This window comes from Janthinobacterium breve (genome assembly GCF_051380895.1).
Classification (GTDB): Bacteria; Pseudomonadota; Gammaproteobacteria; order Burkholderiales; family Burkholderiaceae_D; genus Janthinobacterium.
Map to the genome: position 1 here is coordinate 421,717 of NZ_JBNYXY010000003.1, position 26,193 is coordinate 447,909.

Consider the following 26,193-nt stretch of genomic DNA (forward strand, 5'->3'; position numbering starts at 1 on the left):
GAAGGCAGCATGGCGGGAACGACGGCATGCGTGACGCTGCTGGGCGGCAGCTACGATCCGGTGCATAGTGGCCATGTCGCGCTGGGCACGCATTTTTCCAGCCTGCTGCACGCCGATGAGCTGCGCGTGATTCCGGCGGGCGCCCCCTGGCAAAAGGGCAATCTGGGCGCCACCGGCCAGCAGCGCGCCGAGATGGCCAGCCTGGCTTTTGCCGGCCTGCCCCTGCCCGTGGTGATCGACCGCCAGGAAATCGAGCGCAGCGAACATGGCCAGGCCAGCTACACCATCGATACCTTGCGCCAGGTACGCGCAGAACTGGGACCGCGCGCTTCCATCGTTTTCCTGATGGGCGCCGACCAGTTGCAGCGCCTCGCGACATGGCGCGAATGGCAGCAATTATTTGAATACGCGCATATCTGCGTCGCGGCCCGCCCCGGCTTCGCGCTGAATGACACAGCAGTACCGCAAGTGGTCGCCGACGAATTTTCGCGCCGCCTGGGGTCTCTGGAAAGCATCCGCAACACGCCGCACGGTCTGACTTATCTGGCACAGGACTTCGCGGTGGATATCTCCGCCACCGAAATACGTGCGGCATTACAACGGGGGAATCGGGCAAACTCGCTTGTTTCCCCGCTAGTGCTAGACTATATTGAACAACATAATTTATACAAAAGCTAAATGGACATCAAAAAACTGCAAACCCTCGTCGTTGACGCCCTTGAAGACGTCAAAGGCCAAGACATCGCCGTCTTCGAAACGAGTCACCTGACCAGCCTGTTCGACCGCATCGCGATCGTCTCCGGTACCTCGAACCGTCAAACCAAGGCGCTGGCCGCCTCGGTGCGCGACAAGGTCAAGGACGCCGGCGGCCAGATCATCGGCATGGAAGGCGAGGAAACGGGTGAATGGGTACTGGTCGATCTGGGCGACATGATCGTCCACATCATGCAAGCGCCTATCCGCGCCTACTACCGCCTGGAAGAAATCTGGGGCGACACCCCGATCAAGCTGGGTGCCGCCAAGCGCGCGCCGAAAAAAGCCAGCGACGAAGAGCCGAAGAAAATCAGCGGCCATCTGGCGGCCAGCAAAGCCAAGGTCGAAGTTTCGCCCGTGATCGAAAAGAAAGCACCAGCGAAGAAAGCCACGGCAGCCACCGCCGCCAAGAAAGCCCCGGCGAAAAAAGCCGCCTCGAAAGCTGTCGGCAAGACCGTGAAAATCGCACCGACCAAGACCGAAGCGGCCGCCGTGAAAGCCCTGAAAGCGCTGCCAGAGAAAAAAGTGCGCACCCCGCGCGCGGCCAAACCGGCAGCCGATGCTGCACCGGCAAAAACCGTGATCAAGCGTATCAAAAAAGTCGAAGCGTAAGCCTCGATGCAGCTCATCATCGCTGCGGTCGGCCATAAAATGCCGGCCTGGATAGAGACGGGCTTCGCGGAATACGCGAAGCGCATGCCGCCGGAATTGCGCATCGTGCTGAAAGAAATCAAGCCGGTGGAGCGTTCCGGCAGCAAGACCGCCGCTACGGCGATGGCGCTGGAACGCGAACGCATCGAAGCCGTCCTGCCCAAGGGCGTGCGCATCATCGCCCTCGACGAACGCGGCAAGGACCTGACCAGCGTAGGCCTGTCGCAGCAGTTGATGGCGTGGCAGCAAGATGGCCGCGACACCGCCTTTCTGATCGGCGGCGCCGACGGCCTCGATCCGCAACTCAAGGCACGAGCCGAAGGCATGCTGCGCATTTCCAGCATGACCCTGCCGCACGGCGTGGTGCGCGTGATCCTCGCCGAGCAGCTGTACCGTGCCTGGTCGATCACGCAAAACCACCCCTACCACCGCGTCTGAACTCCCCATGAAAACGGCTGATCACAAGATCTACCTTGCTTCCAAAAGCCCGCGCCGGCGCGAACTGCTGCGCCAGATCGGCATCGATTTCGAATTGCTGCTGCTGCGCAGCGACGGCCCGCGCGGCGCCGACGTCACCGAGGAAGTCCTCGCCGACGAGTCGGCGCTCGACTATGTCGCCCGTGTGTCGAATGAAAAAGCCGCCTTCGCCTGGGACCTGGTGCGCCGCCGCCACCTTACCCCGCGCCCCGTGCTGGCGGCCGACACTACCGTCACCATCGATGGCATCATCCTCGGCAAACCGGCCGACCGCTTTGAGGCTGTGGCCATGCTGCAGCAGCTGTCTGGCCGCACGCACCAGGTGCTCACCTCGATCGCCGTGCACTACAAGAACTTCGCCGAGCAGCGCACGCAGGTGTCGCAAGTGCGCTTCGGCGTACTCTCGCCCGCCGCCATCGCCGCGTATTGCGCCACGCCGGAACCGTACGACAAGGCTGGCGGCTACGGCATCCAGGGCAGCGCCGCGCTGTTCGTCGAGCATATCGAAGGCAGCCATTCCGGCATCATGGGCCTGCCTCTGTATGAAACTGCACAGTTGCTAAGACTAGCAGGTTTGCCCCTGCCCTGATCCCGGGTATGATGTCATTCGTTGCCTCCACTCCCCCGCCTCCATGAACGAAGACATCCTGATCAATATCACGCCGCAAGAAACGCGCGTCGCCCTCATCCTGCAGGGCGCCGTGCAGGAATTGCACATCGAGCGCACGCTCACGCGCGGCCTGGCCGGCAATGTGTATTCCGGCAAAGTGGTGCGGGTGTTGCCGGGCATGCAATCGGCCTTCATCGACATCGGCCTGGAGCGCGCCGCCTTTCTGCACGTGGCCGACATCTGGGAAGCGCGCGGCCACGATGGCCAGAACGCGACACCGGCGCCGATCGAAAAAATCCTGTTCGACGGCCAGGTGCTGACGGTGCAGGTGATCAAGGACCCGATCGGCACCAAGGGTGCGCGCCTGTCGACGCAGATTTCCATCGCCGGGCGCATGCTGGTGTACCTGCCGCAAGACAAGCACATCGGCATCTCGCAGAAAATCGAAAAGGAAGCGGAACGCGAGCAATTGCGCGTGCGCCTGCAAAGCCTGCTGCCGCCCGATGAAAAAGGGGGCTACATCGTGCGCACCATGGCCGAGGACGCTTCCGACGCGGACCTGAAGGCAGACGTCGACTACCTGCGCAAGACCTGGAGCACCATCACGCACGGCGCGCGCACGCGTCCCGCCACCAGCCTGCTGCACCAGGACTTGAGCCTGGCGCAGCGCGTGCTGCGCGACTTCGTCGGCGACGAAACGGCCACCATCCAGGTTGACTCGCGCGAAAACTATGTGAAATTGCGCGAATTCGCAGAAATCTATACACCCAGCGAACTGACGCGCCTGCAGCACTACACGGGCGAGCGCCCCCTGTTCGACCTGTACGGCGTGGAAGAAGAAATCCTGCGCGCACTGGGCCGTCGCGTGGACCTGAAATCGGGCGGCTACCTGATCGTCGACCAGACGGAAGCGATGACCACCATCGACGTCAACACGGGCGGCTTTGTGGGCGGACGCAATTTTGCCGACACCATCTTCAAGACCAACCTGGAAGCGGCGCACGCCATCGCGCGCCAGCTGCGCCTGCGCAACCTGGGCGGCATCATCATCCTCGACTTCATCGACATGGACAACGCCGAGCACCGCAACGCCGTGCTGGCCGAGCTGAAACGCACCCTGTCGCGCGACCGCACCAAGGTATCGGTGAGCAATTTCTCGCCGCTGGGCCTGGTGGAAATGACACGCAAGCGCACGCGTGAGTCGCTGGCCCACATCCTGTGCGAACCGTGCCCCGCCTGCGCCGGCAAGGGTCAAGTCAAGACCTCGCGCACGATCTGCTATGAAATCCTGCGCGAACTGCTGCGCGAGGCAAAACAGTTCAACCCACGCGAATTCCGCATCCTCGCCTCGCAGGAAGTCGTGGATCTGTTCCTGGAAGAGGAATCGCAGCACCTGGCCATGCTCGGTGATTTCATCGGCAAAAAAATCTCGCTGCAGGTGGAAAATGCCTACCACCAGGAGCAGTACGACGTGATTTTGATGTAGCCATGCCGGACACTGCCGCCTTCTGGCGCGACCCGTTTCTGCCCCATGTGGAGAGCCGGCGCGCGTGCCACAGTCGGGCGTGCTACAAGCCGCACAGCCATCCCACATTCTCCATCGGCGCCGTCGACGCGGGCGGCAGCGTGTTTACGGGCAGCCGTGGCCGCCAGAGCGCTCTCAGCGCCGGCAGCCTGGTGCTGGTGCCGGCCGGCTGCGTGCACGCTTGCAACCCCCTGCATGACGCCTTCTGGAGCTACCAGATGCTGCATCTCGATGCCGTATGGCTACAGGGCAAGGTGCCACAGCTGTGCATGAACAACGCCAGCGTGCTGCAGGTGCCCGCCCTGTACGCGCAATTCTGCGCCATGAATGCGCTGCTGTTTTCCAGCGCCGGCATGCACGAAAAAAACGCCGCGCTGCTGGCCTTCCTCCACGCTTGCGTCAGTGCAAGCGAGACGACACCCCTTCCCTCCGAGATGGCGGTCATTCCTGCACAGCTACGCCCCGTCCTGCAGCGACTGCAGGGGCAGCCGCCGGCCACCCTGGAGCACCTGTCGCAGCTGGCCGGCATGAGCCGCTACCAACTGATCCGCGCCTTCCGTGCCGCCACGGGCATGACGCCGCATGCGTATCAGCTGAACCTGAGCGTGAACCGCGCGCGCCATCGCTTGCATGCTGGCGTGGCGCTGGCCGATATCGCCTGCGAACTGGGCTTTGCAGACCAGAGCCATCTGCAGCGCGTGTTCAAGGCGCATGCGGGCATCACGCCGGGGCGCTATCGCGGCTGATGTACCTGCAATTTTCTTCAATACAGGCTGTAGCCGGCCCCTGCATACTCGCGCATCGCCATTGCCGGAGCCGACTTACATGCAGGATTTTCTCTTCATCGCCGCCGCCCATTTCCTGGCCCTGCTCTCGCCCGGCCCCGATTTTTTCCTCGTTGCCCGCAGCGCGCTGGCACAGGGCTGGCGCTGCGCGACGGGCGCCTGCGTCGGCATTGCGCTGGCCAATGGCGTGTTTATCGTGGCGGCCTTCAGCGGCGTGGCCATACTGCGGCCAGGCAGCTCCCTGTTCATCGCCGTGCAACTGGCCGGCTGCGCCTATCTGCTGTACCTCGGCTGGATGTTCCTGCGCCATGCGGGCAACAGCTCCCTGCAGATGAGCGGCGCTGCCAAGCGCGCGACCAGCTGGCGCACGGGACTGGGCATGGGTTTCATCTCCGCCATTTTAAATCCAAAAAATGCACTGTTCTATGTCAGCCTGGCATCCGTGCTCGCCAGCAGGCATACCAGCGGCGGCTGGGTGATGTTGTATGGAGTATGGATGGTGTGCGCCGTGCTGGCGTGGGATATGACGGTGGCGCTGGCCATCGGCAACGCCGCGCTGCGCCAGCGCTTTACCCGCGCGCTGCCGGTGCTGGAGCGGCTGTCCGGGGGCATGCTGCTACTGCTGGCGGCGGCGCTGCTGGTCAATCTGGCCGCCACCGCGGGCCACTAGTGCGATTCCGACCCGGAAAACAACTGAATGGTCAGCACGCCCGCGACGATCATCGCGATACCCAGCATGGCCGCCACATCGAGCTTCTGGCCGAAGACAATATAACCGATGGCGGCAGTCAGTACGATGCCCACGCCGGCCCAGATGGCATAAGCGATGCCTATCGGCAGGGTTTTCAAGGTCAGTGATAGAAAATAGAATGAGATGCCATAACCGAGCGCACAGGCCAGCGATGGCCACGGTTTGCTGAAGCCATGCGATGCCTTCAGGGCGCTGGTGGCGCCAACCTCGCCCAGGATGGCCAGGATCAGGTACACATAGCTGTTCATGCAACATCCTTTCCGCTCGCCAACGCTGTCGCCACGAGAGCGGACAGGGAGGTGGTAGGTCTGCCGATCAATTCACTCAGATCGCGGCTGTCGCCCAGGACATCCCCGTGCGCCGCGCCCGTATCGGCACTGGCCAACGTGGCGGCCACTACCGGCGGAAACCCATGGCGCATCAGCAGAGCCCGGTAATCCGGCTCCGTCATGTCGACGTACCTGACGGCCTTGCCCGTCTGACCAGTGATTTCCTGCGCCAGCTCTTCCAGGCTAAAACTGCTGTCGCCCGCCAGTTCATACACAGGCTGACAGCCAGCGGAGGCGGTCAGCACGGCTGCGGCCGCCGCCGCGTAATCGGCCCGTGCCGCGCCCGAGATGCGGCCCTTGCCTGCACAACCATACAAGACGCCTTCCTGCTCCGATGACAAAGCATGCATCGTGTAATTCTCCGTGTACCAGCCATGGCGCAGGAACACGGACGGCACGCCAGAGGCCGCGATCAACGCCTCGGTGGCGCGGTCTTCACTGGCATATGGCACGCGCGAGGTATCCGCGCGCAGCATGCTGGTATAGGCCAGCAGACGCACCGAAGCGCTGTCGCGCACCGCATCGATGACATTCTTGTGCTGCGCCACCCGCTCGCCCACGTCGGGCGACGAAATCAGAAAGACTTTCTGCACGCCTGCCAGGGCCAGCGGCCAATGGCCCGGCTGGGCATAATCAGCTTCGCGCACGACGATGCCCTGTTCTCGCAGATCGCGAGCCGCCGCGGGACGCCGCACTGCGGCCACGATTTGCCCTGCAGGTACACTTTTGAGCAATTCCCCGATTACCAGCCGGCCCAGTTGCCCCGTCGCTCCCGTCACACAGATCATTGTTTTCTCCCAGAAAATTCAAGCCCACATCGCGCACCTTTGCGCGTGCAGCAAGCAATGAATGATCCTATAAAAACCAAAATGAGTCAATATCGATTCATTTTGATTTATTTAGATTCTCCGACGCATTGCGACTTCGCTTGTCTTGGGTGACAATGGCTATTTGAGTGGAGGACGGTAGGATGAATCAAGCTGTTCCATGGAAAGCCTGCCCATGCATGGCGTGATCGACGACAAACTGGGCAACGCCCTGGCGCTGGCAGTGGCACGGCACCCCAGAGCCAATCTGCAACAGCTCGCCGCACTGGCGGGCATCAGCAAGGCCACCTTGTACCGCATCGCGCCCACGCGCGAGGCTGTCGTCGCACTGCTGGCAACGCGTGCCAGCAGCCACATGCGCGGCGCGCTGGAAAAAGCCAGGCTGGACGAAGCCCCCTTTGCGGCGGCGCTGCAACGCCTGACCGAAGGCGTCATGCAAGGCAAGGAATGGTATCTGTTCTGGAGCGCGTCGCTATGGAGCGATTTGCACGATGCAAAAAACGATGAAGTGACGGGCTACACGCCGTCGTTCTACAGTGCGGCGCTGGAAGCGTACTTCCTGAATGGCCAGAAGGCGGGGGTATTTCGCGTCGACATGTCGGCCAAATGGCTGGCGAAAGCCTATGACTTCCTGCTGTACGCGGCGGCCGAGTCGGCGCAAAAAGGCGAGATCGCCACGGTCGGCATCCCCGCCATGGTAGACCAGCTATTCCTGTCGGGCGCCAGCACCGCGGACGTCACGCACATGGGCTGACGAAGGTGCTGCGCCCCTGCGCGGCACGACCAGCAGCATGGCCGGCTTTGCCGCACTGGGTCTGAAAGATCAGGCTGGCAGCGGATCCAGGTAAAACACGGCATACACTTTCAGCGGTGACGTTTCCGTCGCCTTTTCCGAGCGCACGACGGAGCAGTCGTCGGCGGCCAGGCTGCGCCAATTCTGGATGCCCGCCTTGGCGAACATCGCGTGGGCCGGGGCATTCGCGGCCAGGTCCAGCACCAGGCAAGCGTTGCGCGGGCCGGCGCCGTAGTTGACGGCGCGGATCTCGATGCCAAAGGTCGTCATCCACGGTTCCCACAGGCCTTTTTCCTTGCCGGCGGCCATACGGTCCAGCATGTCGCCAAACGTCAGGCCTTTCTTGACGGTATCGCGCAGTGCTTGCAACGATGGCGCCAGGCGGGGATCGGGCTGCTTGTTACCGGCGCGGATCTCGGCGATCGCTTTCAATTCCTTGATGATGGCCGCATCGCGCTCCGTGTAATCGCGCATGCGCGCGTAAAACTCGGCATCGAGGAAAGGATTGACGGTCAGCTTGACGGCGCCCTCTTCGCGGCGTTTGGGGGAAGGCGTGGTGGTTTTGGTCATGGCGATGAGGGCAAGGAAATCAAGGAGGGCCGCCAGTGTACCACCTTGCGGCTCTGCCGCCACCTCAAACTCTGGGCGCCGCCGTCGATTCGCGCACCACCAGCTCGGGTTTCAGGCGCACGTCGAGCACTGCGGAATCGGGCGAGGCTATGGTTTGCAGGATCAGCCGCGCCGCTTCCGTGCCGATGCCATGGTGGCGGATGCGGATGGTGGTCAGGGGCGGACGGATCATGTCCATGTACGGCATGTCGTTGTGGCCCACCACGGAGATATCCTCGGGGCAGTTCAAGCCCAGTTCGCGGATGGCATCGTAGCAGCCGAGAGCCACCAGATCACTGCCCGTCACCACGGCCGTTGTCTGCGGCGACTGGCGCAGCAGCGCCAGCAGGGCGGCCTTGCCGCATTCGCGCGAATAGCCGCTGCTTTCAAAGACGAAGGCTTGCGAGGGATCGAGTTCGCTGGCCTGGATGGCGGCCAGGAAACCGAGGCGGCGCACGTGGCCAGTCGACAGGTTTTCCGGTCCCGCAATGTGCGCGATATGGCGGTGGCCCAGTGCCAGCAAGTGCTCGACGGCCAGGCGCATGCCGACCACGTCGTCGCTGACGACGCAGGAAGCGACGCCCGTCTCGTCACTGCGGTTGACGGTGACGACGGGCACATTCTGGTCGATGCACATCTTGATGACGGGATCGTGGCGGCGCGCCGTGGCCAGTATCAGGCCGTCGACCTGCTGCCCCAGCAGGCGGTTGATGACGAACAGCTGCTCTTCCTCGTCGGCGCCCACGTTGGCGACGATGGCCAGGTAGCCATGCTTGCGCAAGCCTTCCTCAATACCCAGCAGTATCGGTGGAAACACAGCGTTGGTAATGTCGGGCAAGACCACGCCGATGATGCGCGACTTGCGCGTGACCAGAGTGGAGGCGGCGCGGTTGGGCCGGTAACCGAGCCGGCCCGCTTCAGCCAGCACGCGCGCGGCCACCTCGGCACTGACCATTTGCCGCGTTGCCGGGTTCATCACGCGTGACACGGTGGAAAAGTGCACGCCGCTGGCCCGCGCAACGTCGCTTAAGGTGGGGTTCTTGTTTGTCATGGGCTTCCCGGATCGCAATACGGTGATTTTATCGCAAAAAATGCCCATGCCGTCAAAAACCGAGCAAACGCTTGCATTGAAATAATGCCGTTGTCCAAAGCGGTTTTGGCACTCTTAAGTACAATCCAGCCTTGACAGCGTGCAAACGCTTGCATAACATGGCTCGGACTTACCACTCGGGCCCTGTATGCCCTTCCCAGAATTCTTATGTCTACTTCCCACAGCAAGCACGCCGAACAGAACGGCGAAACCTTCAACCTGAAAGAAGCCGCCCTCGCCTATCACGCCGAACCTCGCGCAGGCAAGATTTCCGTGACGCCAACCAAACCGCTGGGCGATGCCCGCGCGCTGACCCTGGCGTACTCGCCGGGCGTGGCCTTCGCCTGCGAAGCCATCGTCGAAGATCCGCGCACAGCCGGCATCTACACCTCGCGCAGCAACCTGGTGGCCGTGATCACGAATGGCACGGCGGTGCTGGGCCTGGGCGATATCGGCCCGCTGGCCAGCAAACCGGTGATGGAAGGCAAAGCTTGCCTGTTCAAGCAATTTGCCGACGTCGACGTGTTCGACATCGAACTGGCCGAGAACGATCCCGACCTGTTCATCGACACCGTGGTGCGCATGGAGCCGACCTTCGGCGGCATCAACCTGGAAGACATCAAGGCGCCGGACTGCTTCTATATCGAGCAGCAATTGCGCAAGCGCATGAACATTCCCGTCTTCCACGACGACCAGCATGGCACGGCCATCATCGTCGCGGCCGGCATCCTGAACGGCCTGGAACTGGTGGGCAAGGACATCGGCAATGTGAAAGTGGCCGTCTCGGGCGCCGGCGCGGCGTCGATCGCCTGCCTCGACCTGCTCGTCTCGCTGGGCCTGAACAAGTCGCTGCTGAAAGTGTGCGACAGCCAGGGCGTGATCTACCCGGGCCGCGATGCCAACATGGAAGAGAACAAGGCGCGCTACGCGAACGACACGAGCGACCGAGACCTGGCCGACGCCATGGTCGGCGCCGACATCTTCATCGGCGTCTCGAAGGGCGGCGTGGTCAGCGCGCAGATGGTCGAATCGATGGCCGCCAAGCCGCTGATCTTCGCCCTGGCCAACCCGCATCCGGAAATCGCCCCGGAAAAAGTGCATGCCGTACGCGACGACGCCATCGTCGCCACGGGCCGCTCGGATTACCCGAACCAGATCAACAACGTGCTGTGCTTCCCATACATCTTCCGCGGTGCGCTCGACGTAGGTGCCACCACCATCAACGAAGAGATGAAGCTGGCCTGCGTGCGCGCCATCGCCGCGCTGGCCAAGGAGCCATTGCCGGGCCACACCACCAGCGCGCTGACGCCGCTGCAACTGATTCCGTCGCCGTTCGACGAGCGCCTGCGCAACTGGGTCGCGCCTGCCGTGTCGCAAGCAGCCATCGCCACCGGCGTGGCCACCCGCGTGCCGGCCAGCGCCTGATACGCATGACAGGCCTGCCGGCCTTGGCAAATTAACGGCAAGTTACCATTGCTTACAAAAAAACCATGATTGAAAACCATGGTTTTTTTCATTTCTGCCCTTGAGGCCGCCTATTTAGTGATAGAAAATCACATTTCTCAGGGGCGTTTTTGCTGCTGCCTTCGATTACAATGACGCCTACTTTATGTTGCTACAGTTGCCAGAATGGCGATGACGTGCGTTTCCAAGGATTTTCATGCTCGGCCTGACTTCTGTTTCTGTTTTTCTTTTTTTGGCATTGGCGCTGGCTGTCACCAGCGGATATTCCCTTGGCGCACTGGTGCTCCTGCTGGCCAGCAGCTGCTTGCTATGGAAACGCCCCCGCCTGAACTTGCAACGCCGGGATTATCTGATGCTCGGTACGCTGCTGCTGTACTTCGTCATTTTTACCGCCAACATGCTTTATCACGCCGATCCAGCGCGCGAACTCGACATGCCCCTGCGGGCGCTGCTGGCCGCGCCAGTTCTGCTGCTGCTGCTCGCGTATCCACCGCGGCCTGAGGCATGGTGGAGCGGTGTTGCGATTGGCGCCATCAGCGGTGCCACACTGGCTTTTTGGCAATTCTTTACCAGTGATATGGTCCGCCCCCAAGCTGCCACGAGCAACGCCATCCATTATGGCAATGTGAGCATGCTGCTGGGCATGCTCTCGCTGTGCGGCGTCGCGTGGGCACGTGCTCAATCGCGCCAGCGCCTGTGGACAGTACTGATGCTGTGCGGCTGCATCGCGGGAATCGCAGGTTCGATCATCAGCGGTAGCCGTGGGGGCTGGCTGGCATTGCCGGTCTGCGTCTGCATCATCGCCCTGCATCATGCTAAAAAACACGGCAATCGTTACCTTTTCAGCGTCGCCACCGCCTTTGTTGTATTGGGAACCCTGGTCTATGCGCTCCCCAACTCACCGGTGCGGGAGCGCAGCATCGCCGCCATCAACGAACTCAACAGCTTCAAGGATTCCGGCAACATATACTCTTCAGTTGGCCAACGCGTGGAAATGTGGCGTTCTGCGCTACGCATGTCCGACGACAACCTGTTACTGGGCATCGGCCGCAATGGCTACCTGCAACAAAAGCAGGAGCTGGCTGCCGAAGGCAAGTTGAATGCCGTGGCGCGCGATTTCACGAATGCCCACAACGACTATATCGATTCGCTGGTCAAGCGCGGCATGCTGGGCCTGTCAGCATTGCTGGTGTTGTTTTTCCTCCCGCTGCGCTTATTCACCCAGGCCCTGCGCGAGGCTGGCAATGGACAAGCGACACAACCCTATGCACTGGCCGGTGTCATCCTGCTGTCCTGCTATATCACGTTCGGCTTGACGACAAACTCGCTCACCCTGAATATCGGCATCATCATGCTGGTTTTCCCGATGGTGATATTGTGGTCCATGCTGCGCCAGCAAGAACGCACTTTCTGAGCTCGTTTTCCGCCTGACCGTTTTTGCTGTCCCTGCAAGGAACCATACCGATGCTCACGCCCGACTTGAAGCGCCTCACCGCGCTGCACGCGCCCTATAAGAAACACCTTGCCCTGGCCTTACTGGCGATGATCGTCACGGCGGCCACGGAACCACTGTTGCCGTATGCGCTCAAGTTACTGCTCGACAATGGCTTTGGTGGCAAGGTCGATTTTTCCTTCTGGCTGGTGCCGCTGATCGTCATCGGTATCTTTGCCATGCGCGGCGCATCGACGTTTGCCAGTAGTTACCTGATGAGCTATGTCTCCACGCGTATCCTCAACGAATTGCGGCGCAGGATGTTTGCCAGCATGCTGAACTTGCCCATCGACTTCTACAACACGCATACGGTTGGCAAAGTCATCAACTCCATCATGTTCGAAGTGCAGCAGATCATTGAAATGGTGACCAAGGTGTTTACCTCGATCGTGCGCTCCTCGCTGACCGTGTTGGGATTGCTGGCGTGGCTGCTGTACCTGAACTGGGTGCTGACCCTGGTCACCCTGGTGCTGCTGCCTCTGCTGACCATCGTCGTGCGCACCACGGGCAAGCGCCTGAAAAAACTCAACCGCTATTCGCTGGCCGTCAATGCCGAGCTGACCCAGGTCATCGAGGAAACCACGCGCGCGCAGCAAGTGATCAAGATCTTCGGCGGCCAGGACTACGAGAAGGCGCGCTTCGAAGAACGCGCCGAACAATTGCGCCGCTACAGCATGCGCATGACGACGACCTTTTCCGCCACCGTGCCCATCACGCAGGTGATCACGGCCGCCGCCGTGGCCCTGGTCATCGTGATGGCCCTGCTCCAGTCGGAACAGGGGCAAATCACGGTCGGTGGCTTTGTTTCCTTCATCACGGCCATGCTGATGCTGCTGACGCCCTTGAAGCAACTGGCCGAAGTCAACGGCCCCCTGCAGCGCGGCATGGCCGCCGCCGAGGAAGTCTTCCAGTTGATCGACAAGACACCGGAACGCACGGGCGGCAAGCCGCTCGCTGGCCGCAGCAAAGGCCGCATCGAGTTCAAGGACGTGAGCTTTGCCTACCCCGGACATCAGGAGCCGGCCCTGCGACACATCGATCTGAGCATCGCGCCAGGACAAACGGTCGCCTTTGTCGGCATGTCCGGTGGCGGAAAATCGACCCTGGTCAGCCTGCTGCCCGGCTTTTACTCGGCCAGCAGCGGTGAAATCTTGCTCGATGGGCAGAATATCGATGCCATCGCCCTGACGAGCCTGCGCAGCCAGATCGCCATGGTCAGTCAGCAGGTGGTGTTGTTCGACGATACCCTGGCCGCCAATATCGCGTATGGCGATGCAGCCCCTGACCGGCAGCGCGTCGAAGCGGCCGCCGCCGCCGCCTTCCTGTCGGACGTCATCGACGGCTTGCCCGACGGCCTGGAAACGCGCCTGGGCGACAACGGCTCGCGCCTGTCCGGTGGCCAGCGCCAGCGCGTGGCCATCGCCCGCGCCATCTACAAGGATGCGCCCATCCTGATTCTCGATGAAGCCACCTCCGCACTGGATACGGAGGCGGAACGGGCCGTGCAAGCGGCATTGGAGCACCTGATGCAAGGTAAAACTACATTGGTTATTGCTCATCGGCTATCAACAATTGAACGTGCGGACCGTATCGTGGTATTGTCACATGGGAAAATAATGGAAACCGGCAATCACCAGCAATTATTGGATGCCAACGGCGCGTATGCCAATCTGCATCGCCTGCAATTTTCCCAGCAAGTGGTTTGACACCATCGAATGAATACCTGAAATCGTACTGATACATGACGCCTTTGATTCCCGCCGAACTTCTACAAAAGTCGGACAAAATTCTTTTCATCGCCCATCTGGCGCTGGGAGACTTTACCTACCTGCAAAACGGTTTCCGCGCCTTTGCCGCGGCCTATCCCCATATCCAGATCCACCTGTGGGTCGATGAAGTGCGGCGCACGTCCGACGCCAGGCAATGGGAAGGCTTGCGTACCTATTCGCTGTACGACTGGGTAGAGCAATCGGGCCTGTTCGCCAAGGTGTACCGCAAGACCTACAGCCCGGCGCTGTACGAAGAGTCACTGCGCGAGGCCAAAGCGGAACACTATCCTGTCGTCGTGTCATTGGCCCACGTACGGCCACAGCAGTATGCGGATCTTGCCCGCGCGATCAGCCCGAACGGGCTGGTGATCGGCACGCGCAAACCGTTCAGCCCGCTGCGCCCCTGGCATTACCTGGCCTACCGCAAGATCGATGCCGTGCTGGCCTCGTATGCGGGACAGGATGCCGGCGAGCACCATATCAGCAGCGTGTATGCGGACTGGTTCCGTCAATTGACGGGACTCGACATTCCCGTGGCCGAACGCTATCCCTTCGTGCACATTCCCGAGCTTGCGTTGCAACAGGCGCAGGAACAGCTGAGTACCTGGGGCTTTGCCCCGCGTCAGGGACCGCTCGTACTGCTGAATCCGTTCGCCAAATCGCACAAGCGCAGCTGGCCGCTGGAGCGCATTGCCGAGCTGATCGCACGCATGCAAACGATGCCAGAATGGCAGAACGCCTGCTTCCTGATCAATGCCATGCCGCAGGAACTGGCCAAGGTGAATGCCGTCGTGCAGGCGCACAACTTGCCGCGCACGCAGGCCTTCAGTGCCATCGACAACTTTTTCCAGCTGCCGGCCATGCTGGCGCAATGTGATCTGATTATCTCGGTGGAAACGTCGATCATGCACTTGGCGAACGCCGTGCATGTACCCGTGGTGGCATTGATGCGCAAGAAAAATCCCGAATGGGCCCCCTTCGACAGTGCCAACAGCACCGTCATCACGGTGGCGCGGCGCAGCGACTGGGTCAAGGCGATTTCAGTCGATCAGGTATTGAAAACCATCGCCTAGAGAATCTTTAACGGTTAGCCGGTGCCCAGCATGCTGATGCGCACCAGGTCGGCCACATTATCGACTCCCAGCTTGTCCATCAGGCGCGCCTTGTGCACTTCCACCGTGCGCACGGAAATACCCAGCACCGGTGCGATATCGCGGTTGTGCTGGCCCGTCACCACCAGTTGCATCACTTCCCGCTCGCGCGGCGTCAAGGCGCGCAGCAAGGCTTGCCCCGCCGCTTGCCGCTGCAACTGGCCGCGCGCATGCGCCTCGCGCGAAAACGCTTCATCGATGGCCGCCAGCAACTTGTCGTGGTCAAATGGTTTTTCCAGGAAATCGCTGGCCTGTGCCTTGAAGGCCTGACGCGCCAGGGCGACATCGCCGTGCCCCGTGATAATGATGACGGGCAACATGCACTCGAGCTCCAGCAAGCGGCGCTGCAGGCTCAGGCCATCCATGCCCGACATGCGGATATCGATCAGCAGACAGCCGGCCCACTCGGGCCGCCAGCTGTGCAAGAAATCCTCGCCGCAGGAAAACAGGGCCGTGCGGTAGCCGCGTATGCCCAACAGCAAGCCCAGCGCATCGCGCACGGCGGGATCGTCGTCCACGATAAACACCGTCAAATTACTTGTCACCATGCTCTCCTGTAGCGGCCACACTGGCGCGCGCCAGGGGCAGGATAAAACGAAAAATACCATGCCGGCCCACTTCGGCCCAGAGCTGGCCGCCATGCGCTTCGACTATGCTGCGGCTGAGTACCAGCCCCAGCCCCAGGCCGCTGGCCTTGGTCGAGACAAACGGTTCGAACAGGCGTGCCGCCAGACTATTGGAAATGCCGGGCCCGCTATCTTCCACGGACAGCCGCAGCCGCCCACCCTCGAGCCGCTCGGCCGACACCGTGATGCGGCGCTGGCCGCGCGGCTGGCCCATCACCGCATCCTGCGCATTGGCCAGCAAGTTACGCAGCACCAGCTCGATCTGCAGGCGGTCGGCGTTGACGGCCAGCGGCGACGGTGGCGCCAGCACCAGCTCGATACCATGCTCATGGAACAGCGGCGTGAACTGGCGTGCCATGCCCTCGATCAAGGCGCTCGCCTCCACCGCTTCGAGCTGCATCGCGCCCGTGCGGAAAAAATCGCGCAGGCGACGCACCACGTCTGCAGCGCGTCCCGATTCGACGATCATATGCCCTACTGCGCCCTGCAGCAAGGCGCCAGTCTCGCCCCGTTCCAGCAGGTATTCACATGCCTTGCCGTAAGTGGACAAGGCCGTCAGCGGCTGGTTCAGCTCATGGGCAAGCGCGGCCGCCATCTCGCCGGCGGCCGCCAGGCGCATCGTGTGCTTCAGTTCGTCGGCCACCTGGCGCATTTCATCGACGACGATGCCGATAAAAAATCCCACCAGGGCCAGCACGGCATCGAGCAATTGCAATTCATAAAACTGGATATCGACCGCATGCGTCCATTTCACCAAGGTAATGATGCAAAGTTGCAATACAAACACGGCCAGCACGGCGCCATGCAAGCCCTGGCGCGAGGCGGCCCAGATCACGGGGAGAAACAGGAAATAGAAATGCTTGTATTCGGATCGCACGATAGAGCCGAAGACGCTCCACAGCACGAAGCTGGCCAGGGCCAGATACGCCAGGGTTTCCCAGCGCCAGACGGCAGCATGCAGGCGCTCCCGCCCCCGCTCGCTGAACAGCACCCAGATCAGCGGCATCGACACCAGCATGCCTACCGTGTCGCCGATGCCAAAACGCCATACTGCCGTCCCCCATTCGCCGGCCGGGATGCGCCCCGTCAGCGACAGCAAAGAAATATAGCCCAGCGCATTGAGCGCGGTGCCCAATAGCACCACGGCGACCCAGGTGCCCAGGCGGCGCCGGTTATCGAAGATATCGCTGCTGCTGAAACTGCGGCGCAAGACTGCGCCGATACCACCATAGCCGAGCACCAGCCAGGCCGAACAGAGCAAGGTCAAGGGCAGACCTGCCGGCATGCCGCGCACCAGCACCTCGCCAGCCAGCAAGGCGATAAACCACGGCAGCGCCGCCTTGCGGCCGTGGATCAGCCAAAACACCAGGCCCAGCGCGGGATCGGGATTCCAGGGGGTGATGTTCAGCCCGTACATCGGGTCGATATAGGTCGCCCAGTCAAACAGCAGATACAGGCCGACAAAGGCGGGATACGGCAGGTAGCGGGACAGGAATGGGCGCATAACGGTGTTTTTTGACTGTTCTGCATTATGCATCGCAGGCGTGCGCCACGCCATGCCATCTTGCGTTATACGCACATGAAATAATTTCCATGCAATATCGCAGGACACGCCTGCGCAGTCAGGCCTCGGCCAACGGCAAGCGCACCTCCACCAGCAAGCCCAGGCCGCCATTGCCGCTATGCAACTGAATCGTGCCGCCATGCTGGCGCACGACGGAAGCGACGATGGACAAGCCCAGGCCACTGCCCGGCTGCGGCTGCTGCGGCGCGCGGAAAAAGCGGTCGAACACGCGCGCATACAGCGCCGGCGCGATGCCCGGCCCCTGATCGGCCACATGCAACACGGCCTGGCCCCGTTCAGCATGCAGCGACACCGTCACGCTGCTGCCGCGCGGGCTGTACTTGATGGCGTTTTCCACCAGGTTGTCGATCAGCGAAACCAGGCTCTCCCGCTGTCCGGGCACGCTGAGCGAGACGCTGGCTTGCAACTCGAGCTCGATATCCCCCGCCTGAGCCAGGCCGGACAGTGCCGCCAGCCGGTCTTGCAGCAAGGTATCGAGCGCCTGCCGCCGCGGCAGCTCGCCAGCACCGGCCTGCACTTCGCTGCGCGTCAGCTGCAGCAGCTGGCCCACCAGGCGCGCGGCACGGTTGCCACTGTTCAAGATGCCATCCAGCAACTCTTGCTGGCGTGCGTCATGCGCCTGGCCCTGCAAGGCCTCGACATTCACGCGCATGGCCGCCAGCGGCGTGCGCAGCTCATGCGTGGCGTCGGCGATGAAGCTGCGCTCACGCGCGGCACTGGCATCGACCCGCTGCAGCAGGGCGTTGATATTATCGACCAGTCCCGCCAGTTCGCCATGCGGCGGCTTGAACGCCAGCGGACGCAAATCCTGCGGCCCGCGCGCCGCCACCTCCTGCGCCACCTTGCGCCAGGGGCGCATTGCAAGGCGGATCGACAGCCAGGCCGGCACCAGCAAGAACGGCAGGCTGATCAGCAGCGGCAGCAGGTAATAGCCATGTGAATTGATTGTGATGAAAAACTGCCAGGGGCCGCCCACCTCCAGCACCGTCACGCGCGTGTCCCCCTCGGTCAGGCTGCGGCTGCGCCAGGCCTGTCCCTTGATGTAGATCACTTCCATCTGCTCGGGGCCGGCGCTGCGGATACCGCTGGGCGCTGCGGGGGACTTGTAGACCAGCGTGCCCTCGCGCCAGACCAGGATGCGCGGCGCCAGCTCCGGCACTTTCCCCATTTCAAACTCTTCGCGCAAGGCTTCATCGATCGCACGCAAACTTTGCTCCTGTCGCTGCGGCTGCTCGGCCAGGTTATCGGCCACGCTGATAATGGCGTGCAAAACGCCGCGGCTGACATTGCTCGCTTCGCCCGTGCCCTCGATCAGCACATACGCGACCGCCAGGCTCCACAGCACGGTCAGCATCAGCATTTGCGCGATCATCAGGCGGCGCACCAGGGTAGGCCGGCGCAGCATGGCCCAGAACCGCCCCATCATGCGCCGGCCCCCGGCGGGGTGGATGTCTCGCTTTGCTGGTCGATGACATAGCCAACGCCGCGCACGGTACGGATATAGCCTTCCCCTATCTTGCGGCGCAGGTTACCCATATGCACATCCAGGGTATTGCTGGCATTGGCCAGCCCGCCGGGCAGGATATGTTCCTCCAGCACGCGGCGCGTGATGACGCGGTTGGCGCGCATCAGCAAGGTCTTCAGCAAGGCATATTCACTGGCGGTGAGCTCCACCGGCCGGCCGTGCACGCTGACGCGGCGCGTGGGCACCTGCAGCAGCAGGCCGCGCAACTCGATGGTGTCGCCATCGAAGCCATAGCTGCGGCGCGCCAGGGCACGCACGCGCGACAGCAGCTCGGCCAGCACAAATGGCTTCACCAGGTAATCGTCGGCGCCGCCGTCCAGGCCCCGCAAGCGCTGTTCCAGCGTGTCGCGGGCGCTGAGGATCAGCACCGGCAAGCGGGCCGCGCGCAGCCGGGCCAGCAAATCGAGGCCATCGCCGTCCGGCAAGCCCAGATCCAGCAGCACCAGCTCGCAACTATCGTGCTCGATGCTGCGCGCCGCATCCTCCAGGCTGCGCACCCAGACCACTTGCATGCCCTGGTCGCGCAAGGCAATCCGCACGCCATTGCCCAGGTCCATATCGTCTTCAATCAGCAGTATCTTCATGGTGAGTATTAAACCACCGCAAGCTGAAGAATGGGTAAAGACGCGTTCTTCATGCAATCTTAATAAAAGGCTCATTTTTCCTTCATGGCACGGACAGATACTGTCGTCTGTCAATCGAGCCACTCCGGACTCGGTTCTCCACCTGACGGAACACTCCATGCACGCATCTACAACCCTGTTGACCTCGTTGGCACTGGCCTGCGGCCTGAGCCTGAACCCCCTGGCCGCCGCGGCAGCCGAACCAGCTCCGGAAAATGTCTTCACCATCGGCGGCGGCGTCGCCGCCGTGTCCAGCTATTCCGGTTCCGACAAGCTGTCGGCCGCGCCCCTGATCATCCTCGACTACGCCATGGCTAACGGCCTGTTCATCAGCACTTCGCGCGGTATCGGCTATGGCGGCCAGGCCGGCCCCCTCAGCTATAGCGCCGCACTGGGCTACCGCGGCAATCGCGAAGACCACAAGCGCACGGGTGTTAACGGTTTCGGCGGAAGCGATTACCTGAAAGGCATGGGTGAAGTCAAGGGCAACGCCAGCGCCCTGCTGAGCGCGGGCTATTCGCCATTGCCGGGCCTGTCGCTGAGCGTGTCGAGCGACATTCCCCTGTCGAATCGCGAAAATGGCGCGAACGTGCATTTCGGCGCGACAGGCCAGATCTACGGCCGCGCCGATGCCAAGGGGGCGCAGCAAGACAGCGTGAGCATCGGCGGCCAGCTGGGCTGGGGCGAGCGCAAGTACGTGCAGACCATGTATGGCGTGACGGCCACCCAGGCCGCGAATACTTCGTTCAAACAATACACGCCCAAGGGCGGTTTTTATGAAGCGCAGGCCACCATCAACTGGGAGCACCGCTTCGATGCACGCTGGGGTATCAATACCCTGGTCGGCGTCGAGCACCGCATGGGCGACGCGGCCAAGAGCCCCATCGTGCAGCGCAAGACATCCCCGATCGGCGCCGTGTATGTCACCTACCGCTATTAAAACAGGGGCAAAATAAGGGAAACCCGTACGCTGTTTCGCCAATTTACAGGGCGTGAGGGCATGGATAAGATGATATGGTTTTCCGACCAGACCATCCCTTCCATGCATGCATCGCGCCTTGCCCCGCAACCCTACCGCGCCCACGACAGCGCCGAGGGCGAAGACGCGGGCGGCAAGCCGGAGCAGGATACCCTGCTGCTGCTCTTGCCCGTCAAGCGCGCCAGCGACATCATCTACGGTGCGCGCTACGCCAGGCGCTTGCAGGAATGGGGCATCAAGGTTCGCGTCAGCCTGCTGCACGTGACACCGGCGCTGCCTTACCAGGCCGATGGCTTGCCGCAGCATAGCGCCAGCGACTGCCATGTGCTGGACCTGGCTACGCAACAGATGATACACGAGGCGGGACTCTACCTGAGCCGTTCTCATCTCGCCTTCAGCACCCATATTTTTGCCGGCGAGCTGCTGTTCACGATACTCGACACGGCTGAACTGCTGGGTTGCCATGAAGTGATCTTGCCCGCGCACAGGCATAGCGGCTGGCCCCGCCATTTTTCGGGCGGGCTGGCCGCTCGGCTGGCGCGTGGCACCCGCTGCACCACCATCTTGCTGGCAAACCACGAGGGCGTCAGCAGCCCGGTACCCGTCTGAGCCAACACGGCTTGGACATTCTCTCTTTATCATGGACATGCGCACGATGATGCCAACTATTACCCTGTCTGACGGCTTGATGGCGATGCCGAACGGCATGCGCCGCTGGCGCGAAATGTTCAAACTGCATCTGCGCGCCAGCGTGCAACAGCGCCAAACCCGCCTCTGGCTACAACTGCTGAACTCGCATCCGGTTTTTCATGAGCTGATACAAGCCTATCCGCACATGATCCACAAGGTCTACCGCCCTTATGTGACGCTTACGCTGAATTGCCGCCAGCGCGTGGAATTGCTGATCGAGCACTACCACTTCATCTTGCAGCAAGGCTGGGGCAAGCTGATGAGCCAAGCGGCCCGCGGTCCCGTGCGCCTCGGCACGGTGCCGGGCAAGTCGGGCAGGCCCTACCACCTGCAACTGTGTTCGCTGCACCCGATGGACCGCGAAGGCGAGATGGTGCTGCAACTGATGCATGACGACGACGTGCTGTATTCGATCGCCTTTTCCTTCTTCGGCAGCCAGTTGCGCGCCACCCTGGGCATGCGCATCGGCTGCCTGCAAGGCCCGAAGGGCCAGGAAAGCGCGCACCGCGTGCGCGAGGCAACGCGCGACCTGCACGGCATGCGTCCCAAGACGCTGATGGTGCGCCTGGTACGCCAGTTGGGACACGAACACGGCTGCCGCAAGATGCTACTTGTCGGCAATATCAACCGCGCCGTGCACCACTCCGCCAAGAAAGGCCGTTTGTTCGCCGACTACAATACGTTATGGCAAGAACTGGGCGCGCAAGCGCGCCAGGATGGCGATTTTGAGTTAACGTGCGAAAACCTGCCCTTGCCGGCACTGGAAGAAATTCCTTCAAAAAAACGCTCGGAAGCACGCAAACGCCACGAACTGACACTGGCCATGATCGCCAGCCTGCGTAGCGGTCTCGACGCCCATCGCAGCACGGTGCAGGTCGCCACGGCAGGCGCTGCGGCAGCCGCCAACGATGTACGGCAATCAGCCGGCCTCGACGACGACGACTACGTTTCCGCTGCCGCCTGATCGGCCCTGGCCCCCACACGATGCCCCGCCCCCGCGTCGTTGCTCTCCATCACTAGCCACTCCGCCTTCCCTCTTGCACCACACGCTACAACCCGTGCGCGGCACAATCCTGTTACGCTAGCGCTATCGGTATGCATTACGGTGCACCGGTTCCCCCAACGTTTACTAGGAGGCATTCATGCGCGTAGACATCTACCGCCGGGCCGAGCACGACGGCATTTTTTCCTACCTCGCCGTGCCGGAAGGAAAGATCATTCCTGAAGAAGTTACCAATACCGACTGGCAAGTCGAAGTACGCGCCAGCGAAGTGGCCGACGATGCCCAGGCCTTGCCCGACTACCATATCGAACAGCCGCACCAGCAGATCGCCGCCAAAGGCTATGCGATCACGGGCCTGAAAGACATGTAAACGTCAAAAGCCAAACCCGATTCGCATCCGGTTTGGCTTTGGCGTATTGTCTGCGCTGCTGCCGGTCAGTATTCGACCGCCACCTCTTGCGCACCCAGCATTTGCTCCAGTGCCGTCTGCAATTCATCCGATGGCGCCACTTTCCACTCATCCCCAAACTGCAGCACGCAACTGACGCCTTGCGGGCTGACCCGCGCAGCGATCGGCAAGCCCGTCTCGGCCCGGTGCGGCATGAGCACGTCACGGATGCGCTTGGCGTCCAGGGTCGCCGGCAACGTCAGGCCCAACTGGCGGCCATACTGCACGCGCGCGGCGATGATATCGAAGGCGCTCTCGGCCGTGATGCGCAAGCCGCCCGAAAAGCGGTCTTCCGATACCTTGCCCACAACGGCGAGGAATTCATCTTCCTTGAAGATCTTCCTGTTGGCGTCGAACAATTCGCCATACACCGTCACTTCCACCGTGCCGCTCTTGTCGTCCAGAGTGACGATGAGAATCTTGCCGCGCTGCGTCATCTGCGTGCGCAAGCCCGTGATGACGCCGGCCATCATGCGCGGTTCGCGCGATGGCGACAATTCGGACAGTTTCGTGCGCGCAAAACGGCGCGCCTCGGGCGCATACGAATCGAACAAATGGCCGGACAGGTAGAAGCCCAGCGCGATCTTTTCTTCCGTCAGGCGCTGCTTATCGGTCCACACGGGCACCTTGACGTACTCGGGCGGCGCCACCATGTCGCTGTCGTCGCCGCCGAACAGGCTCACCTGGTTGGCCGCCTTGGCGGCCTGGTCGGCGCATTCCATGGCGAACGCCACGGACGCGAGCAGGATGGCGCGGTCGACCTTCAGGCAGTCAAAGGCACCGCTGCGTATCAGGGACTCGATGGTGCGGCGGTTGATTTGCTTTTTATCCACGCGCTTGCAGAAGTCGAACAGGCTGGTAAAGGGGCCACCGGCCTCGCGCGCGGCAATGATCGCTTCGATGGCGTTCTGGCCCGAGCCCTTCACGGCGCCCAGGCCGTAACGGATCTGCGTGACTTTCTTGCCGCTCACGGACGGCGCTGCGCCGCTCGGCGTGAAGCGGTAGTCCGATTCGTTGATATCCGGCGGCAACAAGGTCAGCTTGCAGATTTCCAGCGAGTCTTCCACCAGGATCTTGATCTTGTCCGTGTCGTCCATGGCCAGCGACAAGTTGGCGGCCATGAAGGCGGCCGTGTGGTGCGCCTTCAAATACGCCGTGTGGTACGACAGCAGGGCGTAGGCGGCGGCGTGCGATTTGTTGAAACCGTAACCGGCGAACTTCTCCATCAAGTCAAAGATCTCGTCGGCCTTGGCCGCCGTCAAGCCGTCCTTGGCCGCACCGGCGCGGAAGATCTCGCGGTGCTCGGCCATCTCTTCGGCCTTCTTCTTGCCCATGGCGCGGCGCAGCATGTCGGCGCCGCCCAGCGAGTAGCCGCCGACGATCTGCGCCATCTGCATCACTTGCTCCTGATACACCATGATGCCGTAGGTTTCGGACAGAATCGCTTCCGTGCGCGGATCGGGATAATCGAAACGCTCACCGTGCTTGCGCTTGCAGAAGTCGGGAATCAGGTCCATCGGGCCCGGACGGTACAAGGCCACGAGCGCGATAATGTCTTCGAAACGGTCGGGGCGCGCGTCTTTCAGCATGCCCTGCATGCCGCGCGACTCGAGCTGGAACACGGCCACAGTCTTGGCTTTGGTCAACAGGTCGTAGGACGGCTTGTCGTTCAGCGGCAAGGTGGCCAGGTCAAAGTTCGCCTGCGCAGGATCGAGCTGCTTGATGTAGCGCACGGCGCGGTCGAGAATCGTCAGCGTGGTCAAGCCCAAAAAGTCGAACTTCACCAGGCCAACGGCTTCCACGTCATCCTTGTCGTACTGCGACACGACGCCCGAGTCGCCGCCCTGCGTGTACAGCGGGCAGAAATCCGTCAGCTTGCCCGGGGCGATCAGCACGCCCCCCGCGTGCATGCCGATATTGCGCGTGATGCCTTCCACTTGCTGCGCCAGCTCCAGCAGCTGCTTGACCTCTTCCTCGTTTTCCAGGCGCTCCTTGAGCAACGGCTCTTCCTCGATGGCGTCGGCGATCGACACGGGCTTGCCCGGCTTGAACGGGATCAGCTTGGAAATACCGTCGCAGAAGTTGTAGCCGAAGTCCATCACGCGGCCCACGTCGCGGATCGCGCCCTTGGCCGCCATGGTACCGAAGGTGGCGATCTGCGAGACCGCCTCCTTGCCGTACAGATCCTTGACGTGCTGAATGACGCGGTCACGCCCTTCCTGGCAAAAGTCGATATCGAAGTCGGGCATCGAGACGCGTTCGGGATTCAGAAAGCGCTCGAACAGCAGGTTGTATTGCAGTGGGTCCAGATCGGTAATCAGCAGCGAATACGCCACCAGCGAACCGGCACCCGAACCGCGGCCCGGGCCGACGGGCACGCCGTTTTCCTTGGCCCACTGGATAAACTCGGCAACGATGAGGAAGTAGCCGGGAAATTTCATGTTGCAAATCGTATCCGTCTCGAATTTCAAGCGCGACTCGTAGCGCGGGCGCTCCTTTTCACGGCGCTCGGGATCGGGATACAGCTGTAATAAACGTTTTTCCAGGCCGGCCTGCGATTCGGCGACGAGGAACTGGTCGATCGTCATGCCGGGCGGCGTGGGGAAGTTCGGCAGTTGCGGCTTGCCCAGGACTAACGTCAAATTGCAGCGCTTGGCGATTTCCACGGAATTGGCCAGCGCGGCGGGCAAGTCGGCGAACAGTTCCGCCATGTCCGCCTGCGACAGGAAGCGCTGGCTGTCATTGAAACGTTTCACCCGCTTGGCGTTGGCCAGCATTTCGCCTTCGGCGATGCAGGTGCGGGCTTCGTGAGCAATAAATTCTTCAGGGGAAATGAATTGCACGGGATGCGTGGCAACAACAGGCAAGCCCAGCTTGGCCGCCAGGGCCACCGCATGACGTACCTGCGCTTCCTGGTTGGCCTGGCCGCCGCGCTGGATCTCGACATAAAAATGCCCGGGGAAAATCTCGGCCCAGCGCTGCGCGTTGCGCTCGGCCAGGGCCAGGTTGCCATTCTCGATAGCGATGCCGACATCGCCGAAATGCGCGCCGGACAGGACGATCAAGCCATTCGCTGCGCTTTCGCCCGGGTACAGCTCATAGGTATTCGTCGCCAGCGCCTGCAGCCACTCGATGCGCAGTTCGGCGCGTCCCTTGTACTGGTTGGTCAGCCAGGCCATCGACAGCAGTTCGCACAGTTGCAGATAGCCCATGCGGTTCTTCGCCAGCAACAGCAAACGCGACGGCTTTTCGCGGTTGTCGTCATTCGTGATCCACACGTCGACGCCGACGATGGGCTTGATGCCCTTGCCGCGCGCTTCCTTGTAGAACTTGACCATGCCAAACAGGTTCGACAAGTCCGTGACGGCCAGCGCCACCTGCTTGTCCTTCGCCGCCGCCTTGACCACGTCGTCGATGCGCACCAGGCCATCGACGATCGAATACTCCGAGTGCACGCGCAAGTGGACGAATGCCGGGCCTTGCGGGGCTTGCTGCATCGCTTGCGGTGAACCTGCCGGAGCACCGGCCTCTTGCATTACCATTTCCATCCTGTGTACCGTTTCGTGCAAAATTCAATGGGGTCTATTCTACCGCGTCGCGGGTGCGGACCGGGTATCCTGCCAGGCCTGTCGGGCTTA

General features: G+C 62.0%; 24 protein-coding genes and 1 pseudogene. 16 read left to right on the forward strand and 9 right to left on the reverse strand.

Annotated elements, in window-relative coordinates:
* The first annotated feature begins 9 nt into the window (after positions 1 to 9).
* The 7 genes from ACQ4W0_RS07305 to ACQ4W0_RS07335 all read left to right on the forward strand — a co-directional run bounded on the left by ACQ4W0_RS07305 (position 10) and on the right by ACQ4W0_RS07335 (position 5,471).
* Positions 10 to 678 carry a nicotinate-nucleotide adenylyltransferase gene (locus tag ACQ4W0_RS07305; protein ID WP_436576279.1) on the forward strand — a complete coding sequence of 223 codons (669 nt, stop codon included), beginning with the start codon at positions 10 to 12 and terminating at the stop codon, positions 676 to 678.
* Positions 679 to 1,365 (forward strand): ribosome silencing factor, encoded by a 687-nt coding sequence (gene rsfS / locus ACQ4W0_RS07310; RefSeq protein WP_436576145.1) that lies wholly within the window; start codon positions 679 to 681, stop codon positions 1,363 to 1,365. It abuts the gene before it with no gap.
* A gap of 6 nt (positions 1,366 to 1,371) precedes the next feature.
* Entirely contained in the window at positions 1,372 to 1,842 is a 471-nt protein-coding gene (gene rlmH / locus ACQ4W0_RS07315; protein WP_034747108.1) for a 23S rRNA (pseudouridine(1915)-N(3))-methyltransferase RlmH, read from the forward strand.
* Between the two features lie 7 nt (positions 1,843 to 1,849).
* Entirely contained in the window at positions 1,850 to 2,470 is a 621-nt protein-coding gene (locus ACQ4W0_RS07320) for a Maf family protein (RefSeq protein ID WP_436576146.1), read from the forward strand.
* A gap of 43 nt (positions 2,471 to 2,513) precedes the next feature.
* Positions 2,514 to 3,977: a ribonuclease G gene (gene rng, locus ACQ4W0_RS07325; RefSeq protein WP_034747098.1), complete on the forward strand. Its 1,464-nt coding sequence runs from the start codon at positions 2,514 to 2,516 to the stop codon at positions 3,975 to 3,977.
* Between the two features lie 2 nt (positions 3,978 to 3,979).
* Positions 3,980 to 4,762 (forward strand): AraC family transcriptional regulator, encoded by a 783-nt coding sequence (locus ACQ4W0_RS07330; RefSeq protein WP_436576147.1) that lies wholly within the window; start codon positions 3,980 to 3,982, stop codon positions 4,760 to 4,762.
* A gap of 79 nt (positions 4,763 to 4,841) precedes the next feature.
* Entirely contained in the window at positions 4,842 to 5,471 is a 630-nt protein-coding gene (locus ACQ4W0_RS07335; RefSeq protein ID WP_436576148.1) for a LysE family translocator, read from the forward strand.
* Here the strand turns inward: ACQ4W0_RS07335 and ACQ4W0_RS07340 are convergent.
* Both ACQ4W0_RS07340 and ACQ4W0_RS07345 read right to left on the reverse strand, forming a co-directional pair.
* A complete protein-coding gene (locus ACQ4W0_RS07340; RefSeq protein WP_436576149.1) occupies positions 5,468 to 5,800 on the reverse strand; it encodes a DMT family transporter in 333 nt (110 codons plus the stop codon). The genes ACQ4W0_RS07335 and ACQ4W0_RS07340 overlap by 4 nt on opposite strands.
* A complete protein-coding gene (locus ACQ4W0_RS07345; RefSeq protein WP_436576150.1) occupies positions 5,797 to 6,669 on the reverse strand; it encodes an NAD(P)H-binding protein in 873 nt (290 codons plus the stop codon). The genes ACQ4W0_RS07340 and ACQ4W0_RS07345 overlap by 4 nt, the downstream gene beginning before the upstream one ends.
* Positions 6,670 to 6,868: 199 nt before the next feature.
* Between ACQ4W0_RS07345 and ACQ4W0_RS07350 the strand changes: the two genes are divergently transcribed.
* On the forward strand, positions 6,869 to 7,462 hold the full coding sequence (locus tag ACQ4W0_RS07350; protein WP_436576151.1) for a TetR/AcrR family transcriptional regulator: 594 nt from the start codon (positions 6,869 to 6,871) through the stop codon (positions 7,460 to 7,462).
* 69 nt (positions 7,463 to 7,531) lie between these two features.
* Here the strand turns inward: ACQ4W0_RS07350 and ACQ4W0_RS07355 are convergent, their stop codons facing one another.
* Together ACQ4W0_RS07355 and ACQ4W0_RS07360 are read right to left on the reverse strand one after the other, a co-directional pair.
* The gene (locus ACQ4W0_RS07355; RefSeq protein ID WP_436576152.1) at positions 7,532 to 8,071 is read right to left on the reverse strand and encodes a hypothetical protein; all 540 of its coding nucleotides are present in this window, start codon (positions 8,069 to 8,071) and stop codon (positions 7,532 to 7,534) included.
* A gap of 64 nt (positions 8,072 to 8,135) precedes the next feature.
* Complete coding sequence (locus ACQ4W0_RS07360) at positions 8,136 to 9,161, reverse strand: LacI family DNA-binding transcriptional regulator (RefSeq protein WP_436576153.1); 1,026 nt, start codon at positions 9,159 to 9,161, stop codon at positions 8,136 to 8,138.
* Positions 9,162 to 9,368: 207 nt separating this feature from the next.
* Here ACQ4W0_RS07360 and ACQ4W0_RS07365 point away from each other — a divergent pair.
* The 4 genes and pseudogenes from ACQ4W0_RS07365 to ACQ4W0_RS07380 all read left to right on the forward strand — a co-directional run.
* A pseudogene (locus tag ACQ4W0_RS07365) lies at positions 9,369 to 10,607 on the forward strand (malic enzyme-like NAD(P)-binding protein); the annotation flags it as partial.
* A 253-nt stretch (positions 10,608 to 10,860) separates the two neighbouring features.
* Positions 10,861 to 12,078, forward strand: a complete 1,218-nt coding sequence (locus ACQ4W0_RS07370) for an O-antigen ligase family protein (protein ID WP_436576154.1) — start codon at positions 10,861 to 10,863, stop codon at positions 12,076 to 12,078.
* A gap of 50 nt (positions 12,079 to 12,128) precedes the next feature.
* Positions 12,129 to 13,862, forward strand: coding sequence for a lipid A export permease/ATP-binding protein MsbA (gene msbA, locus ACQ4W0_RS07375; RefSeq protein WP_436576155.1), 1,734 nt, complete (start codon positions 12,129 to 12,131; stop codon positions 13,860 to 13,862).
* Between the two features lie 35 nt (positions 13,863 to 13,897).
* Positions 13,898 to 14,998 carry a glycosyltransferase family 9 protein gene (locus tag ACQ4W0_RS07380; RefSeq protein ID WP_436576156.1) on the forward strand — a complete coding sequence of 367 codons (1,101 nt, stop codon included), beginning with the start codon at positions 13,898 to 13,900 and terminating at the stop codon, positions 14,996 to 14,998.
* Positions 14,999 to 15,012: 14 nt separating this feature from the next.
* Here ACQ4W0_RS07380 and ACQ4W0_RS07385 read toward each other — a convergent pair whose 3' ends face one another.
* From ACQ4W0_RS07385 to ACQ4W0_RS07400, 4 genes are all read right to left on the reverse strand, one after another.
* On the reverse strand, positions 15,013 to 15,624 hold the full coding sequence (locus tag ACQ4W0_RS07385; protein WP_436576157.1) for a response regulator transcription factor: 612 nt from the start codon (positions 15,622 to 15,624) through the stop codon (positions 15,013 to 15,015).
* On the reverse strand, positions 15,611 to 17,206 hold the full coding sequence (locus ACQ4W0_RS07390; protein ID WP_436576158.1) for an ATP-binding protein: 1,596 nt from the start codon (positions 17,204 to 17,206) through the stop codon (positions 15,611 to 15,613). The genes ACQ4W0_RS07385 and ACQ4W0_RS07390 overlap by 14 nt, the downstream gene beginning before the upstream one ends.
* Before the next feature lie 118 nt (positions 17,207 to 17,324).
* Entirely contained in the window at positions 17,325 to 18,713 is a 1,389-nt protein-coding gene (locus ACQ4W0_RS07395; protein WP_436576159.1) for an ATP-binding protein, read from the reverse strand.
* Positions 18,710 to 19,396 (reverse strand): response regulator, encoded by a 687-nt coding sequence (locus ACQ4W0_RS07400; protein ID WP_436576160.1) that lies wholly within the window; start codon positions 19,394 to 19,396, stop codon positions 18,710 to 18,712. The genes ACQ4W0_RS07395 and ACQ4W0_RS07400 overlap by 4 nt, the downstream gene beginning before the upstream one ends.
* A 157-nt stretch (positions 19,397 to 19,553) precedes the next feature.
* On the opposite strand from ACQ4W0_RS07400, the gene ACQ4W0_RS07405 reads away from it, so the two are divergent.
* From ACQ4W0_RS07405 to ACQ4W0_RS07420, 4 genes are all read left to right on the forward strand, one after another.
* Positions 19,554 to 20,375 carry a MipA/OmpV family protein gene (locus ACQ4W0_RS07405; protein WP_436576161.1) on the forward strand — a complete coding sequence of 274 codons (822 nt, stop codon included), beginning with the start codon at positions 19,554 to 19,556 and terminating at the stop codon, positions 20,373 to 20,375.
* A 60-nt stretch (positions 20,376 to 20,435) separates the two neighbouring features.
* Complete coding sequence (locus tag ACQ4W0_RS07410) at positions 20,436 to 21,023, forward strand: universal stress protein (protein ID WP_436576162.1); 588 nt, start codon at positions 20,436 to 20,438, stop codon at positions 21,021 to 21,023.
* Between the two features lie 46 nt (positions 21,024 to 21,069).
* Positions 21,070 to 22,068 (forward strand): VirK/YbjX family protein, encoded by a 999-nt coding sequence (locus tag ACQ4W0_RS07415; protein ID WP_436576163.1) that lies wholly within the window; start codon positions 21,070 to 21,072, stop codon positions 22,066 to 22,068.
* 178 nt (positions 22,069 to 22,246) lie between these two features.
* Complete coding sequence (locus ACQ4W0_RS07420) at positions 22,247 to 22,477, forward strand: DUF6139 family protein (RefSeq protein ID WP_436576164.1); 231 nt, start codon at positions 22,247 to 22,249, stop codon at positions 22,475 to 22,477.
* A gap of 65 nt (positions 22,478 to 22,542) precedes the next feature.
* On the opposite strand, the gene dnaE is transcribed toward ACQ4W0_RS07420, so the two are convergent.
* Positions 22,543 to 26,091 (reverse strand): DNA polymerase III subunit alpha, encoded by a 3,549-nt coding sequence (dnaE, locus tag ACQ4W0_RS07425; protein ID WP_436576165.1) that lies wholly within the window; start codon positions 26,089 to 26,091, stop codon positions 22,543 to 22,545.
* Between the last annotated feature and the right edge of the window lie 102 nt (positions 26,092 to 26,193).